Genomic DNA, 14,235 nt, shown 5'->3' on the forward strand with positions numbered 1-14,235 from the left:
CTTAATTCAGCCTAAATTTAAGGTAATTTTACTATACTATAATAGAATATGAAAGCAGTTTCACTTCATGAAGATTGGATGAATTCTGTAGTATACCCAATCGATGGAAGAAAAAAACCCTTTTTTACAATGTAGGAAATAATTAATTCTGTCAAGCAAAATATCCCTATCCTATCTTCCCCAAATTAAAAGAAACTAAGCTCCTTGTTATACTTTCACTAAAATTACATTGCAAAACTGATGTTGCTATGATAAATTATATTAGTATGTAAAGATATACATGCTAGGTAGGAGGGATATAATATGGGACGCAAATGTGTTGTCACAGGACGTAAAACTACATCTGGAAATGCCCGTTCACACGCGATGAACGCTAATAAACGCCAATGGAAAGCAAACGTACAAAAAGTTCGCATTCTAGTTGACGGTAAACCTAAAAAAGTTTATGTATCTGCTCGTGCACTGAAATCTGGTAAAGTGGAACGGGTATAACCACATAAAACAAAAAAAGCACCATATTTGGTGCTTTTTTTGTTTTGTTAATCTTTTTTAATAGAACCCATAATTGCTCGAACGAAACCACCGATGAACCTTGGGAGTTTAAAGGTATAGAATTTCACGCTGAACCCCTCCTCTTTTCAAATAAGCGATAAACTAAGGTTACCTCTAGAGTTTACCGAGGCTTTGGACTTGACCTTTATGCAGATGAAAAAGAGCAAGACCACTTACAATATACTATGATAATAACCTTAAATAAGTACTTCTCTACTCTTTATTACCAATAATATGCCGTCCGTAAATGAAAAAGTACCTTTTTTAGAAATTAGCTTATTCGAAATACATAAGGTTGAGCCCCAATCAATCGTTTCATTACTTAATGGATAATAAAAACCGCTTAATGTTATCCCTACAGCTTCTTTTGTAAAAGGCAAAAAAGATAGGTGCGTATAATTAGAATCATTAACAATTTCGTGAACACCAGGAAAATAAAGCTCAGACCAGTTATATGTATCAATAATTATTCCTATTATATTTTTCTTTAATAACCGGTAAAGAAGCTGAATACTGGCCATGCTATGGTCTAGTCTCCCCCCAGTAACCCCGAACAAAAGAATACGGCTGGCCTTTTGTTTGATTGCATGTAAAATGGCTAATTCTAAATCTGTTTTATCTTTCTCGACAGGATGCTCTTCAAACTGAATGGCCACTTTTTGAACTAGTTTTTTTTCGTCCGGTGTAATTGAATCAAAGTCACCCACTGCGAGGTTTGGCTTTATACCGGCATTAACTAACAGGAGTGCCCCAAGGTCTGCTCCTATCCAGTAATCTACAGCCAAACGATAGTGATTTAAATCTGGTATTAAGTTTTTTGGTCCCCCTGCAACAATTGCTACTGTTGACATCCTTCCACCTCTTAGAGAAGTCATAAGAAAAGCGTAAGCGCCTTGGTCAGACCCGAGGGGCTAGGCGCTGGAGCTAGACAATAAGAAAAGCGCAGAGCGCCTTGCGCTAGACAGCTCTTGGATCTTTTTTATACTTCTTTTTAAAAAGGGTATCATAATGAAGGATACCCTTTCCACCATCTTATCCGTTTCTAATGGAAGCTATGGCCTTAGCTCTGTCTCTCTGATTGAAAATTGCACTACCAGCAACCAACACATCAACTCCCGCATCTTTGCACAATTTCGCAGTATCTGCATTTACACCACCGTCGACTTCAATTTCAAACCGTAACCCTTGTTCCTTCCGAAGCTTGTCAACTTCCTCAACTTTATTTAAAACGTAGTGGATAAATGACTGACCACCAAACCCAGGATTAACTGTCATAAGTAAAACTAAATCGACATTGGGCAAGACATGCTGTATTAAGGCAACTGGTGTCGCTGGATTGATAACAACACCAGCTTTAATTCCAGCATCTTTAATTGTTTGAATTGTTCTGTCAAGATGTGGACTTGCTTCTGCGTGCACAGTTAAAATATCCGCTCCAACCTCTACAAATTCATGGATAAATTTATCCGGATTTTTAATCATTAAATGCACATCAAGCGGGAGCTTTGTCACAGGTCTAATCGCTTTTACAACTAAAGGGCCCATCGTAATGTTTGGCACAAATTGTCCATCCATGACATCGACATGAATATAATCTGCTCCACCTCTTTCAACATCTAATATTTCCTCTTTCAAATTTGCAAAGTCTGCTGAAAGAATGGACGGTGATATTTTAGTCATTTTTAATACCTCGGCTTTCTATTCTGAATCTCCTCTAAGAATTGTAAGTAGTGATCGTAGCGATACGATGGAATTTCATTGTTTTCAACTGCGTTTTTTACTGCACATTTCGGTTCTTTATGATGCATGCACCCCCGAAATTTGCAATCTGCATTTCGTTCTCGCATCTCCGGGAAACAGTCTGGTAAATCTTCTGCTTCAATTTCTGTAAACTCTAGTGAACTAAATCCGGGCGTATCTGCTACCAACCCACCATTTATTGGAATCAATTCCACATGCCTTGTTGTATGTTTTCCCCTCCCAAGGCTTTCAGAGATTTCATTTGTTTCTAGTGACAACACAGGATGGATGGCATTTAACAAAGAAGATTTCCCGACACCTGATTGACCAGCAATAACTGAAACTTTTTCTTTAAAATGGTCCTTCGCAATCAGTAAGTTTTCTGAATCCTTCGTAGATACCGTAATTACTTTGTAGCCTATTTCCAAATAATCCTTTTTATATTTTTCGATCGTTTCTAGTTGTTCTTCACTAATCATATCCATTTTAGAAATTACAATGATTGGATCAATGTGTTTAGATTCGATTAGAACTAAAAATCGATTTAATAATAAAGGACTAAAATCCGGTTGTATAGCAGACACGACAATAATAGCCTGATCAATGTTCGCAATTGGCGGTCGAACAAGTTCATTTTTCCGGGGCTTTACGTCAGTGATATATCCTTCTCCCGGATTACTATTTTCGAATTCAACAAAGTCACCAACAAGAGGATTTACTTTATTTTTCCTAAACACACCTCTCCCCCTACATTGGTAAATTGCATCTTCAGCTTGCACGTAATAGAAACCACTTAACGCTTTAACGATTCTTCCTTCAGGCATCCATTCACTCACCCTCCAAATCTTCATATTTTATTGTTTTGTCGACAAGTACCTCGGCATTTCGGACAACCTTATACTCGCCCTTCCCACCAGGTGGGATAACTAATTCAAATTGATATTCTTTATCCTCAACAATGGTATCCTGGTCATATAAATCAGAAATATCATTGTTTATATCACCAATATAGATGTATACCTCTTGTTCCTCTTTAGTTGTCGACCCATCATCAGTTGTCTCTTGTTCACCACTGTATGGGACCATGACTGTTACTGTATGTGTTATTGGAGGTTTTTCTTCTGGTCCTGTGGAGACAACAAGCTCGACAATCGATTTTTCATCCACCTTAGTATTCGCTGTTGGTGTTTGTTTAATCACACGACCTTCTGGGACCTCATCTGAGCTTTCTTCTTTAATATTAACAGACAAGTTATTGTTAGCTAAATAGCTAGATGCCTCTTCATCTGTCAATCCAACTAAGTCTTCCAATGTTACTTTTTCCGGTCCTTTGCTTACTACAAAAAAGACGTTTGTTTCTTCAGGCACAACTTCTGTATTTGGCTGTGGTTGAATTTGGCTAATAATTTGTCCTTCAGGCTTATCGGAGTTCTCCCTCGTCGAAATTACTTCTTTATACCCACTCTGCAGCAATAACCGTTCAATCTGATTAAAATCCTCACCAACATAATTCTTAAAGGTGACCTTTTCTTTGCCTTGACTAGTAAAAATAGTGATTTCGTCGCCTTCTTTTAAGGTAGTACCTGCCTCTGGGTCTGTTTTAATAACAAAACCTTCCGCGATATCGTCTGAATAGATAGTTTCACGGTTAACTTCAAACCCAAGCTTATTTAAATCATTAAAAGCTTCCTCATACGATGCACCTTCAAGGTCAGGCACTTTAACATCATCTGGTTGAAGCAAACTAGGTACTACAAACAATGCAATGAACATGGCAGCAACTAGGATTAAAAAGAGCGTTGATACAATAATCGCTGTTCTCTTCCTCTTCTTTTTCCCTTTTTGAACGCCATTTTCTTTTACCGGTTCATGGTTCCCCGTTTTATGAATAATTGTATTTTCTGTCGATTTATTTCTAGTAAACGCCTCATCCGTTATCACAGGTATCGCTTTTGTTGCTTCTCCATGATCATCAGGTGGGATAAATTTGTTTTCATTGGTCCGACTAGGATTTAAAGCTGTTTCTAAATCATCTTCCATTTCATAAACTGCATCATACCGGTGAAATGGGTCTTTCGCAGTAGCTTTCAAAACGATATTTTCGACACTTTGCGGGATTTCTGGATTCCATCTCCGAATCGATGGTGTGTTACTTTGTAAATGCTTGAGTGCAATAGATACAGCTGACTCACCCGAAAATGGTAGTCGTCCTGTCAATAGTTCAAATAACACAATACCTAAAGAATAAATATCTGATTTTTTGTTAGCCATTCCACCTCTCGCTTGCTCCGGTGAAAGATAGTGAACAGAACCGAGTACCGAATTGGTTTGTGTTAAAGATGTTGCACTTAAGGCAATCGCAATACCAAAATCGGTCACCTTCACTTGTCCAAAAGGATCAATCAGAATATTTTGTGGTTTAATATCCCTGTGCACGATTTCATTCGCATGAGCGTGTGTAATTGCTGAAGTAATTTGTTTGGTAATATCAATAGCCTCTTCTACTTCGACCGGACCATACATTTGTATGTACTTTTTCAGCGTCATTCCTTCCACATACTCCATAATCATGTAGTAAATATTGTCCTCTTCACCTACATCATATATATTTACGATATTCGGATGTGAAAGGCTTGTGGCGGATTGGGCCTCGCGGTGGAATCGTGCAATAAATTCATCATCATTCGCATATTCTAGTCGTAACACTTTTATCGCAACATCACGGTCTAAAATGATATCCCGGCCGAGATAAACGTCGGCCATCCCCCCGCCACCAATCATCTTTTTTATTTTATACCTTTCGTTTAATATACGGCCATCTAGCACATTGATTCACCTTCCTCCTGTGAACCATTATAGTATACTAGAGCAAGAGAAATATTATCTTCCCCGCCACGATTATTTGCTTCATCAATTAGCTGACTTGAAATGGAAGCTAGGCTTGACACTTGCTCAATCGAGCTTTGTAACTCTGCTTCTGAAATTTTGTTTGAAAGACCGTCAGAACAAAGCAATACCTTATTCCCCTTGTCCCAACCAATCGTTTTAACATCAGCTTTTACATTTTGTTCTGTACCTAGTGCTTTTGTTAAGACATTTTTTCTTGGATGGAATTCTGCATCATCCTTCGAAATCTGACCAGCCCGAACAAGTTCGTTTACTAACGAGTGATCCTCAGTCACTTGTTTAAAGCCTAAATCATTAAGTAAATAACACCGACTATCTCCAATATGGGCAACCGTGATAAAATCTTGAGCACAAATTGCCGCAACAATTGTTGTCCCCATCCCTGCACAATCATCATGTTCATTGGCATAAGTGAAAACCTTATTATTAATCTCAAAGATTGTATCATGTAACCACTGTTCGGTTTGGTCTGGTGTTGTAAATTCTTCTACTTGTAACCACTTTGCTTTTAGTGATTGGATAACCATCTTACTAGCAACATCACCAGCGTTATGGCCACCCATGCCATCTGCTATTACCGCTAGGACTTGTTTATCTGATTTGACAAAGACACCACCATCATCTTCGTTATGATTTCTTATTTGACCGTTATCTGTCATAAAGTAAGCTTCCATCTATTTTCACCCCGCTCCTCTTGTCTAAAACCAAGAACAAGAGACACTTTTTCTCCTCAAACAAACAGGATTAATCCATCTTTATCAATCTTGTAAGGAAAAAACCGTCCGTATTATATTCATGTGGAAACAATTGTAATCCCCAATCGGTTATTCCAATAGATGTTTTCAATTCTTCTGGTAACTCCTTAAAAAATTGATCATCTATTTTGAAATTTGGATGGTTTACCAAGAACTCCTGGACAATAGACTCATTTTCAGATTTGTCAATCGTACAAGTACTATATACTAGTTTACCACCTTTTTTTAATAAAGAAGATACACTTTCCATTAATTGTCCTTGAATTTGAGCTAAACTGTCGATATCTTCTTGCTTTTTGTGGTATTTAATATCTGGTTTACTACGTAATACACCCAGTCCAGAACATGGAGCATCAAGTAATATTCTATCAAATTCTTCGGGACCGTGAATATCTTTCAGTTTTCTTGAATCGGCTTGTCCTACTTTTAGGATATTTAAATCAAGCTCCTTCGCCTTTTTAGAAACAAGTTTTGCCTTTTTATCATGCAAATCATACGCATGAACAGCACCTCGGTTCTCCATTTTCTCAGCAATGTGGGTTGCTTTCCCACCTGGAGCACTACATGCGTCAAGGACAACCATGTCTTGTTTAAGGTCTAGCATTTCAGCAACGAGCATGGAACTTTGGTCTTGAATCGTAATCATTCCATTCTTAAATAAAGAACTTTTAAGAATATTTCCTTGTCTAATAATTAACCCTTGATTAGAAAAAATAGATGATTCGACTTCATAACCCTCATCCTCTAACAGACTAATTGCTGATTGCTTGTTTATTTTTAATGGCTGAATTCGCACAGAAATTGGTTTATGCCGTAAATTTGAATGACAGATTTTTGTCGTTATTTCCATTCCGTACAAATCTATCCAACGGTTTACTAACCATAACGGGTGACTAGTTTCAATACTTAGGCGTTCAATAGGGTCTTTTATTTTGTCAAAGCTTGGAAAACCACTACGTTGCGCATTACGAAGTGTTCCATTGACTAACCCAGCAACCCCTTTATGTCCTTTATGCTTAGCTATTTCTACCGCTTCATGAATGATTGCATGGGCAGGAACCTTGTCCAAATACACCATTTGGTAAAAGGACATATATAACAGCCATTTTACCCATGGATCGATTTTTTTGTTCGCTTGAATAAAAGCATCTAAAAAGTAAGCAAGTGTCAGTTTACGTTGGATAGTACCATATACCATTTCGGTCAATAACCCTTCATCTCGGCTACTTAACCCTTTTGTTTTAATAGCTTGATCGATTAGTAAATGGCTAAAGCCACCCTTCTCGCCAATTCTTACTAGAATATCTAAAGCAGTCGTTCGTAATGCATGCTTAGTCATATTACACTCCTAACTTTTGTCCAACTTGCAATCCACTTCCACTACCACGTAAATAATCGCGAGCATCCATCCGCTTTTTTCCTGCTGGTTGGAGGTCTGTTATTTTTAGTCCGTACTGGTCACCACAGCAAACAATAAACCCATCTTCTTCTTTGCTCACTATTTCACCGTACTGTGCATCCTGATACGATTTGTTTACAGGAATTGCCCACCATATTTTGATTGTCTTTCCTTCTAATGTCGTAAAAGCAACTGGCCAAGGATGAAGTCCACGAATTTGGTTATAAATATCACCGCTAGGTTTACTCCAGTCTATTTTTTCCTGCTCTCTCTTTATGTTAGAGGCGTATGTTGCTAATTCTTCGTTTTGTTTCAATGGTGTTATTTGTTTATTAAAGATGTTCGGAAGTGTTTTACTTAGTAGATTAGAGCCTACTTTAGCTAACTTCTCATGCAAGGAACCAACATGATCGTCTTCTTCTATCGTTATCTTGTCTTGAGAAATAATATCTCCCGCATCCAATTTCTCAACCATATACATAATCGTTATCCCTGTTTCTTTCTTTCCTTGCATAATAGCATAATGAATCGGTGCTCCCCCTCTTAATTCTGGTAGGAGCGAGGCATGAACATTGATACAACCTAGTTCTGGTGCCTCTAGTAATGCCTTTGGTAAGATTTGACCAAAGGCTGCAGTTATAATTATGTCTGGTTTATAGTTGAGAACTTGTGTGTACGCTTCTTCTTCATTAATCTTCTCAGGTTGAAAGACAGGAATGCCGTGCTTCTTGGCAGCCACTTTCACAGGTGGTGGAGTAAGTTCTCGCTTCCTCCCTTTTGGACGGTCTGGTTGAGTCACAACAAGGACAACCTCATAGTTCTCTTCTACTAATCGTTCGAGTACTGGCACAGCAAAATCAGGTGTACCCATAAAGACAATTCGCTTCATGTTAGACCCCTTTCTACATAAGTTGATAAGGTTGTAGATCAATTTGGATTAACAAATCATTTTTTTGGATGTCAGATTCAAATACAACCAAAATTTTGTTAAGTATTTCACGTTGCTTTGGTTCATTTTTGTATTTTACCATGCATTGGTAACGATATCTATCCTTGATCCTCGTTACCGGAGATGGAGTCGGACCCAATATTTTTGTTTCTTTTGCCAAATGCTTCATCAAAAGTTGACTAATTGTTCGAATCACCTCTTGGCATTTCACCTGATTCGGATGAGAAACAGTTATTAACGTTAAGAAATAATACGGTGGGTACTGGAATTTTTTTCTCATCGACATTTCTTTTTGAAAAAACGTATCATAATCATGTTTGCTGGCTAATTGAATACTGTAATGTTCCGGTGTATAGGTTTGGACAACCACTTCCCCTGGTAGCTCCGCACGTCCAGCCCGTCCACTTACTTGGGTCAACAATTGAAACGTCTTTTCTGATGAGCGAAAATCAGGCAAATGCAACATCGAATCAGCAGCAAGAACTCCTACTAAAGTAACATTCGCAAAGTCAAGTCCCTTTGCTATCATTTGTGTCCCGAGTAAAATATCTGCTTCATGGTTACCATATTGGTTTAACAGTTTTTCATGGGACCCCTTCTTCCTTGTTGTATCAACATCCATCCTAATAACCCGGGCCGTTGGAATTAGCTCTTGTATTGCCTCCTCTACCTTTTGCGTTCCTGTACCAAAATAACGAATCGTTTCGCTTTGACAACTCGGACAAGCGCTAGGCATCTTTTCTTCATAAGAACAATAGTGACATTTTAACTTCTCTTGTTTACGATGGTACGTTAGCGCAATATCACAATGCGGGCATTCTAGGACATATCCACAGTCTCGACACATTACAAAGGTTGAATACCCTCGTCTATTTAGGAAAAGAACAATTTGCTCTTTGCGTTTTATCCGCTCTTCAATCGCTTCTTTTAGTGTCCTTGAGAACATGGTCCGATTACCTGCGTGTAACTCGTCTCTCATATCAACTATTTTCACTTCTGGCATTGCTTGGTTGTTTACCCGATGAGGTAAACTTAGAAGGCGATAGACATTCTTTTGTGCCCGGGCATAAGATTCTAATGTTGGTGTAGCGCTCCCTAATACTACCGGACACTTATGCACCTCACCGCGGTGGATCGCAACATCTTTCGTATGATACCGTGGATGTTCTTCTTGTTTATAGCTTGTTTCATGTTCCTCATCAATGATGATAATACCGATGTTTTTTAATGGTGCAAAAATAGCAGACCGTGCCCCTACGACAACCTTCACCTGCTGTCTTTGTATTTTGCGCCATTCATCGTATTTTTCACCTGGTGACAGGGCGCTATGGAGGACAGCTACATCAGAGCCAAACCTTCCTTTAAAACGTTTGACCATTTGTGGAGTTAAAGAAATTTCAGGAACTAAAACAATTGCTCCTTTTTGATGCGCCAATACCTTTTGGATAGCCTGCAAATAAACTTCTGTTTTACCACTACCAGTTACCCCGTGAAGTAGAAACACTTCATGTTCGTTTTGATCGATTGATGTCCAAATCGGTTTGATTACTTCGGTTTGTTCCTCGGTTAATCCTAGTGGTGTTGTCCGTTTATAGTTCTCTTCTTTATACGGATTTCGATAAACTTCTTTTTTTGTTTCCTTAACTAACCCTTGGTCAATTAATGTTTTAATCGTAGCTCTTGTTGTTTTTAAGTCTTTTATCAGTCTCTTTTGGCTAACATCCCCACCCTGGTCGAGTAGGTATGCGAGTATTTCCCTTTGTTTAGTCGCTTGTTTCGGTAGCGTTTCGATTTTTTCTGCATAAACACGTGGTTCTTTTGCTAGGCCAAGAATCGTTTCTTTTTTGATCGTTTCCCTAGAATGAACATGGTAGAGGACGTCTATCTGGTCATCTTCTATCATTCGTTGTAATAATCGATAATTGCCATCTCGCTCAATAAATTCGTCAGAAGACACGAAATCACGTCCAGCAAAAATCGTTTCTAGTTCCTTAGGTAATTGGGCGCCGTTCTTCCGTTGAAACTCCTTTTTATATTTAGCCTTTAACACTTGTGGCAGCATCGCCTGAAATGCAGATATGTAAAAACTTAGTGTATGGTTAGATAACCACTTACCGAGCTCGAGCAATTCCTTGTTAAGGACTGGGGTAACGTCTAACAAATCGTCTATACTTTTCAGCTTGTCAAACGATGAATGATCAGTAATTTCTAATACAAACCCCATCACTTTCCTCGGTCCAAACGGGACGATTACTCTCATGCCACAATGAACAATGTCGGTAAACTTATCTGGAATATTGTAGTCAAAGACTCGATTTGTTTGACTCGCTGGAACATCCACTACTACCTTTGCTATATTCACTTGGATTCATCCTTTATTTCCTGATCAATAATTAATAATAGTTGTCTTGCTATATCTCTTTTGGATGCAAGTGGTAATAAGTGTTCTTTTCCTTCTCGATTTAGATACCACACTTGATTCGTATCCGTAGTAAAACCCGCACCCTCGACGGTTATATCGTTAATAACAATGGCATCCAGGTTTTTAGACACTAGTTTCGCTTTACCATAGTCCAAAACATTTGTTGTCTCTGCAGCAAATCCTACTAAAAACTGGCCCTGTTTTTTAGTGCCTAGCTCTTTTAAAATGTCTTTCGTTCGCTCCATCTCAATTGTTAGATTGCCAGTTTTTTTCTTGATTTTTTCCTGATAGGTATTGATTGGGCGATAGTCCGCAACAGCAGCAGCCTTAATAACAATATCTTGGTCGTCATAATAGGAGTTAACTGCTTGATACATCTCTTCTGCTGATTCTACATCAATTCGGGCAACATTTGTTGGCGTTGGTAACTGGACGGGACCAGCAATAAGAGTTACATCTGCTCCAAGACGGGCTGCTTCTTCAGCAAGAGCAAAGCCCATCTTACCCGATGAGTGGTTAGAGAAAAACCGAACAGGATCAACTTTTTCTCTTGTTGGTCCAGCAGTGACTAGAACTTTCTTACCTGCAAACAATTGGTTAGTCAATAAATCTTGATCAACAACTTGGATAATTGTTTCCGGTTCTTCAAGTCTCCCTTTACCAACCCAGCCACAAGCAAGATACCCGTTTCCTGGTTCAATAAAGCGATACCCATAACCATCTAGTATTTTCATATTAGCAACAACGGACGGATGACTGTACATGTTTACATTCATGCTTGGTGCGATATAGACAGGCGATGTCGTTGCAAGTATGGTAGTAGATAACATGTCATCACCTATTCCATTAGCAAATTTTCCAATGGTATTTGCCGTTGCAGGTGCAATAATAAAGCAGTCAGCCCAATCAGCTAAATCGATATGAGCAATTTTTTCCAGATCTTTTTCATCGAACGTATCGGTATAAACTGCATTTCTAGATAACGCTTGAAATGTTAGCGGTGATATAAATTCAGTGGCACTTTTTGTCATGATCACCTTTACTACAGCTCCTTGCTGTGTCAACTTACTCGTTAACGCACAGGCCTTGTAAGCCGCAATTCCTCCAGCAACACCTAATACTATTTTTGTCCCTGCAAGCATAAAACTTCCCCCTTTCTGACTACATAACAAATTTCAAATAGTTTAACACTCACCTCGTTCACTGTTCAAAGCTGAACACTACCTATCAAAAGGAGATAAATGACACGAATAGAAGAAACCCTCGCGAGCCATGAGCAAGCGAGGGAAAAGTATATCAATTACATTTTTTACTACAAAATGGTTTTAATTTAATCTTCATCAGAAGGAATGAACGTTAACTTATTCGCTTGAATTTCTTCTAGTGCAATCCCCACATATTTATACGACTTCGGTTTTTCTATCTGATGACGCTTTGTGTCTTGGATTTGACGAGCACGCCTTGCAGATAAAGTAACTAACGTATATTTCGAATTAATTTTTTGTTGCAATTTATCGATAGAAGGTTCTAACATCATCCTAATTCAGCCTCCAATATTTTTTTATACTGTTTGGCAACTCTTTCACGTTTACAGTGTTCACTGCGTACAATGGATTGAACCTTTTTAACTGCCGTTTCAACCTCATCGTTAACTACGACATAGTCATAGGCATCCATCATTTCAATTTCCTCTTTAGCAGCAAGTAGCCTATTTCTAACTAAATCCTCTGTTTCAGTTCCTCTATTTATTATGCGGTTTTTTAACTCATCTAAGCTTGGTGGAAATAAAAAGATGAACACGCCCTCAGGGAAATTTTCTTTCACTTGAAGGGCACCTTGGACTTCAATTTCTAAAAATACATCCTTGCCAGACTCTAATGTTTCTTCTACATAATCCCGTGGTGTTCCATAATAATTCCCAACATATTCTGCATACTCTAACAGCTTATTGTTTCGAATCATTTGTTCAAACTCTTGTTTTGAGCGGTAAAAATAATCCATACCTTCTTGCTCACCACTTCTTATTGGTCGTGTTGTCATCGATATAGAATATTTTAATTCAGTATCTTTTTCAAATAGTGCCTTTCTAACTGTCCCCTTACCAACCCCAGATGGTCCTGATAAAACAAACAATATACCTTTCTCTTTTATCAACATATGTCCTCCTAGTTATTCATCAGAGATCTCGTCATTACTAATGACACGCTGACCAACTGTTTCTGGCTGCACAGCTGATAATACAACGTGATCACTATCGGTTATGATAACAGCTCGTGTACGCCTTCCGTATGTAGCATCTACTAATTTATTATTGTCCCTAGCAACAGTAATAATTCGTTTAATTGGAGCAGATTCTGGAGAAACGATAGAAATAATTCGGTTCGCCGAAACCACATTCCCAAATCCAATGTTAATAAGTTTCAAACTCATACGTAGATCCCCCTCCCGTTCCGGGAAATTCCCGAACGTCCGATAAATTCATGTATCTCTTAAATAACGACATTTTTTGCTTCTTGCCTATTATAGTATAAACCAAGGGTTGACGAAAAATAAAAAGTTATTCAACATTCTGAATTTGCTCTTTAATTTTCTCAATCTCACTCTTTAGTTCTACCACATATTCACTAATTTCAGCATCATTCGACTTTGCCCCAATTGTATTTGCTTCTCGGTGCATTTCTTGGGTGATAAAATCTAATTTTCTCCCAATCGCTTCTTCTTGATTTAAAATAGCTGAAAATTGCTGTAGGTGGCTCATTAGTCTTGTTACTTCTTCTGTTATATCACCTTTTTCAGCCAATAAAGCGACATCTTGAACGAGCTTTGTGTCCTCACTACTAATCTCTTTATAGTCATTTATGTAAGACTGAATTCGTTTCAAAATTCTCTCCTGATATTCTATTATAACAATTTCTCTCTGATCACCCAACATTTTTACTATATTTTTAATTAAGTTAATTCGGTTGCGTAAATCTTGTTCAAGTAATTCTCCTTCTTTTTTTCTCATTTTCACTACTTCTTCACAAGCAAAACCTACTGCTGTTATTATGCTATCTTTGATTGAATCAACCGGACTTTCTGTTTCTTCGATAAGAAAGAGATTCTCTAAATTCGTCATCATAGCTAAAGATGGCTCACCACTTAATGAAAACTTTTGCTTCAATGTCTTTAAGTGATCGACATATTGATCGACTAAATTCCAATCAACACGAAGCTTACGTTCAAGATAGCCTTCACCATCAACCGAAAGAAATAACTCGACCCTTCCTCTTGAAAAATGGTTTTTTATGACTTGCTTTACTTTGTTTTCTATCCCAAACAAGTGATGCGGAAGCTTAGTTGATATATCTAAAAAACGATGATTTACACTACGAATTTCAACAGTAACATGCAATTGATCAACGGTAACAACCTTTCGACCATAACCCGTCATACTTTTTATCATAAACATCACATCCACCAATCGTTAATTCCGCTCGGAAAAAGCACGGCTTCTAACAGTTATGTTCAT

15 protein-coding genes are annotated in these 14,235 nt (G+C 38.1%); 1 reads left to right on the forward strand and 14 read right to left on the reverse strand.

The genetic code is table 11. From position 1 onward, the window contains the following. Window positions 1-303: 303 nt before the first annotated feature. On the forward strand, window positions 304-492 hold the full coding sequence (gene rpmB, locus NC799_RS05840; protein ID WP_272445440.1) for a 50S ribosomal protein L28: 189 nt from the start codon (window positions 304-306) through the stop codon (window positions 490-492). A 47-nt stretch (window positions 493-539) separates the two neighbouring features. Here rpmB and spoVM read toward each other — a convergent pair whose 3' ends face one another. The 14 genes from spoVM to NC799_RS05910 form a co-directional block, all read right to left on the reverse strand. Next, a complete protein-coding gene (gene spoVM / locus NC799_RS05845; protein WP_272445595.1) occupies window positions 540-620 on the reverse strand; it encodes a stage V sporulation protein SpoVM in 81 nt (26 codons plus the stop codon). A gap of 129 nt (window positions 621-749) precedes the next feature. Then, complete coding sequence (locus NC799_RS05850; protein WP_272445441.1) at window positions 750-1,403, reverse strand: thiamine diphosphokinase; 654 nt, start codon at window positions 1,401-1,403, stop codon at window positions 750-752. 181 nt (window positions 1,404-1,584) lie between these two features. Next, complete coding sequence (gene rpe / locus NC799_RS05855; protein ID WP_272445443.1) at window positions 1,585-2,232, reverse strand: ribulose-phosphate 3-epimerase; 648 nt, start codon at window positions 2,230-2,232, stop codon at window positions 1,585-1,587. Between the two features lie 2 nt (window positions 2,233-2,234). Beyond that, entirely contained in the window at window positions 2,235-3,116 is an 882-nt protein-coding gene (gene rsgA, locus NC799_RS05860) for a ribosome small subunit-dependent GTPase A (protein WP_272445596.1), read from the reverse strand. Between the two features lie 4 nt (window positions 3,117-3,120). Next, window positions 3,121-5,118: a Stk1 family PASTA domain-containing Ser/Thr kinase gene (gene pknB / locus NC799_RS05865; RefSeq protein ID WP_272445444.1), complete on the reverse strand. Its 1,998-nt coding sequence runs from the start codon at window positions 5,116-5,118 to the stop codon at window positions 3,121-3,123. Next, the gene (locus NC799_RS05870) at window positions 5,112-5,873 is read right to left on the reverse strand and encodes a Stp1/IreP family PP2C-type Ser/Thr phosphatase (RefSeq protein WP_272445445.1); all 762 of its coding nucleotides are present in this window, start codon (window positions 5,871-5,873) and stop codon (window positions 5,112-5,114) included. Before NC799_RS05870 ends, pknB begins: the two co-directional genes overlap by 7 nt. Before the next feature lie 70 nt (window positions 5,874-5,943). Beyond that, window positions 5,944-7,293 (reverse strand): 16S rRNA (cytosine(967)-C(5))-methyltransferase RsmB, encoded by a 1,350-nt coding sequence (gene rsmB, locus NC799_RS05875; RefSeq protein WP_272445446.1) that lies wholly within the window; start codon window positions 7,291-7,293, stop codon window positions 5,944-5,946. A 1-nt stretch (window position 7,294) separates the two neighbouring features. Then, window positions 7,295-8,242, reverse strand: coding sequence for a methionyl-tRNA formyltransferase (gene fmt / locus NC799_RS05880; RefSeq protein ID WP_272445447.1), 948 nt, complete (start codon window positions 8,240-8,242; stop codon window positions 7,295-7,297). 13 nt (window positions 8,243-8,255) lie between these two features. After that, complete coding sequence (gene priA / locus NC799_RS05885; RefSeq protein ID WP_272445448.1) at window positions 8,256-10,664, reverse strand: primosomal protein N'; 2,409 nt, start codon at window positions 10,662-10,664, stop codon at window positions 8,256-8,258. Then, entirely contained in the window at window positions 10,661-11,866 is a 1,206-nt protein-coding gene (gene coaBC / locus NC799_RS05890; RefSeq protein WP_272445449.1) for a bifunctional phosphopantothenoylcysteine decarboxylase/phosphopantothenate--cysteine ligase CoaBC, read from the reverse strand. Before coaBC ends, priA begins: the two co-directional genes overlap by 4 nt. A 188-nt stretch (window positions 11,867-12,054) precedes the next feature. After that, window positions 12,055-12,261 (reverse strand): DNA-directed RNA polymerase subunit omega, encoded by a 207-nt coding sequence (gene rpoZ / locus NC799_RS05895; RefSeq protein ID WP_272445450.1) that lies wholly within the window; start codon window positions 12,259-12,261, stop codon window positions 12,055-12,057. Beyond that, the gene (gmk, locus tag NC799_RS05900; protein ID WP_272445451.1) at window positions 12,258-12,878 is read right to left on the reverse strand and encodes a guanylate kinase; all 621 of its coding nucleotides are present in this window, start codon (window positions 12,876-12,878) and stop codon (window positions 12,258-12,260) included. The genes rpoZ and gmk overlap by 4 nt, the downstream gene beginning before the upstream one ends. Window positions 12,879-12,893: 15 nt before the next feature. Then, window positions 12,894-13,154 carry an extracellular matrix/biofilm regulator RemA gene (gene remA / locus NC799_RS05905; protein WP_272445452.1) on the reverse strand — a complete coding sequence of 87 codons (261 nt, stop codon included), beginning with the start codon at window positions 13,152-13,154 and terminating at the stop codon, window positions 12,894-12,896. Window positions 13,155-13,281: 127 nt separating this feature from the next. Beyond that, window positions 13,282-14,169: a YicC/YloC family endoribonuclease gene (locus NC799_RS05910; protein WP_272445453.1), complete on the reverse strand. Its 888-nt coding sequence runs from the start codon at window positions 14,167-14,169 to the stop codon at window positions 13,282-13,284. Window positions 14,170-14,235: the final 66 nt, after the last annotated feature.

This window comes from Aquibacillus salsiterrae (assembly GCF_028416595.1).
Classification (GTDB): Bacteria; Bacillota; Bacilli; order Bacillales; family Amphibacillaceae; genus Aquibacillus_A; species Aquibacillus_A salsiterrae.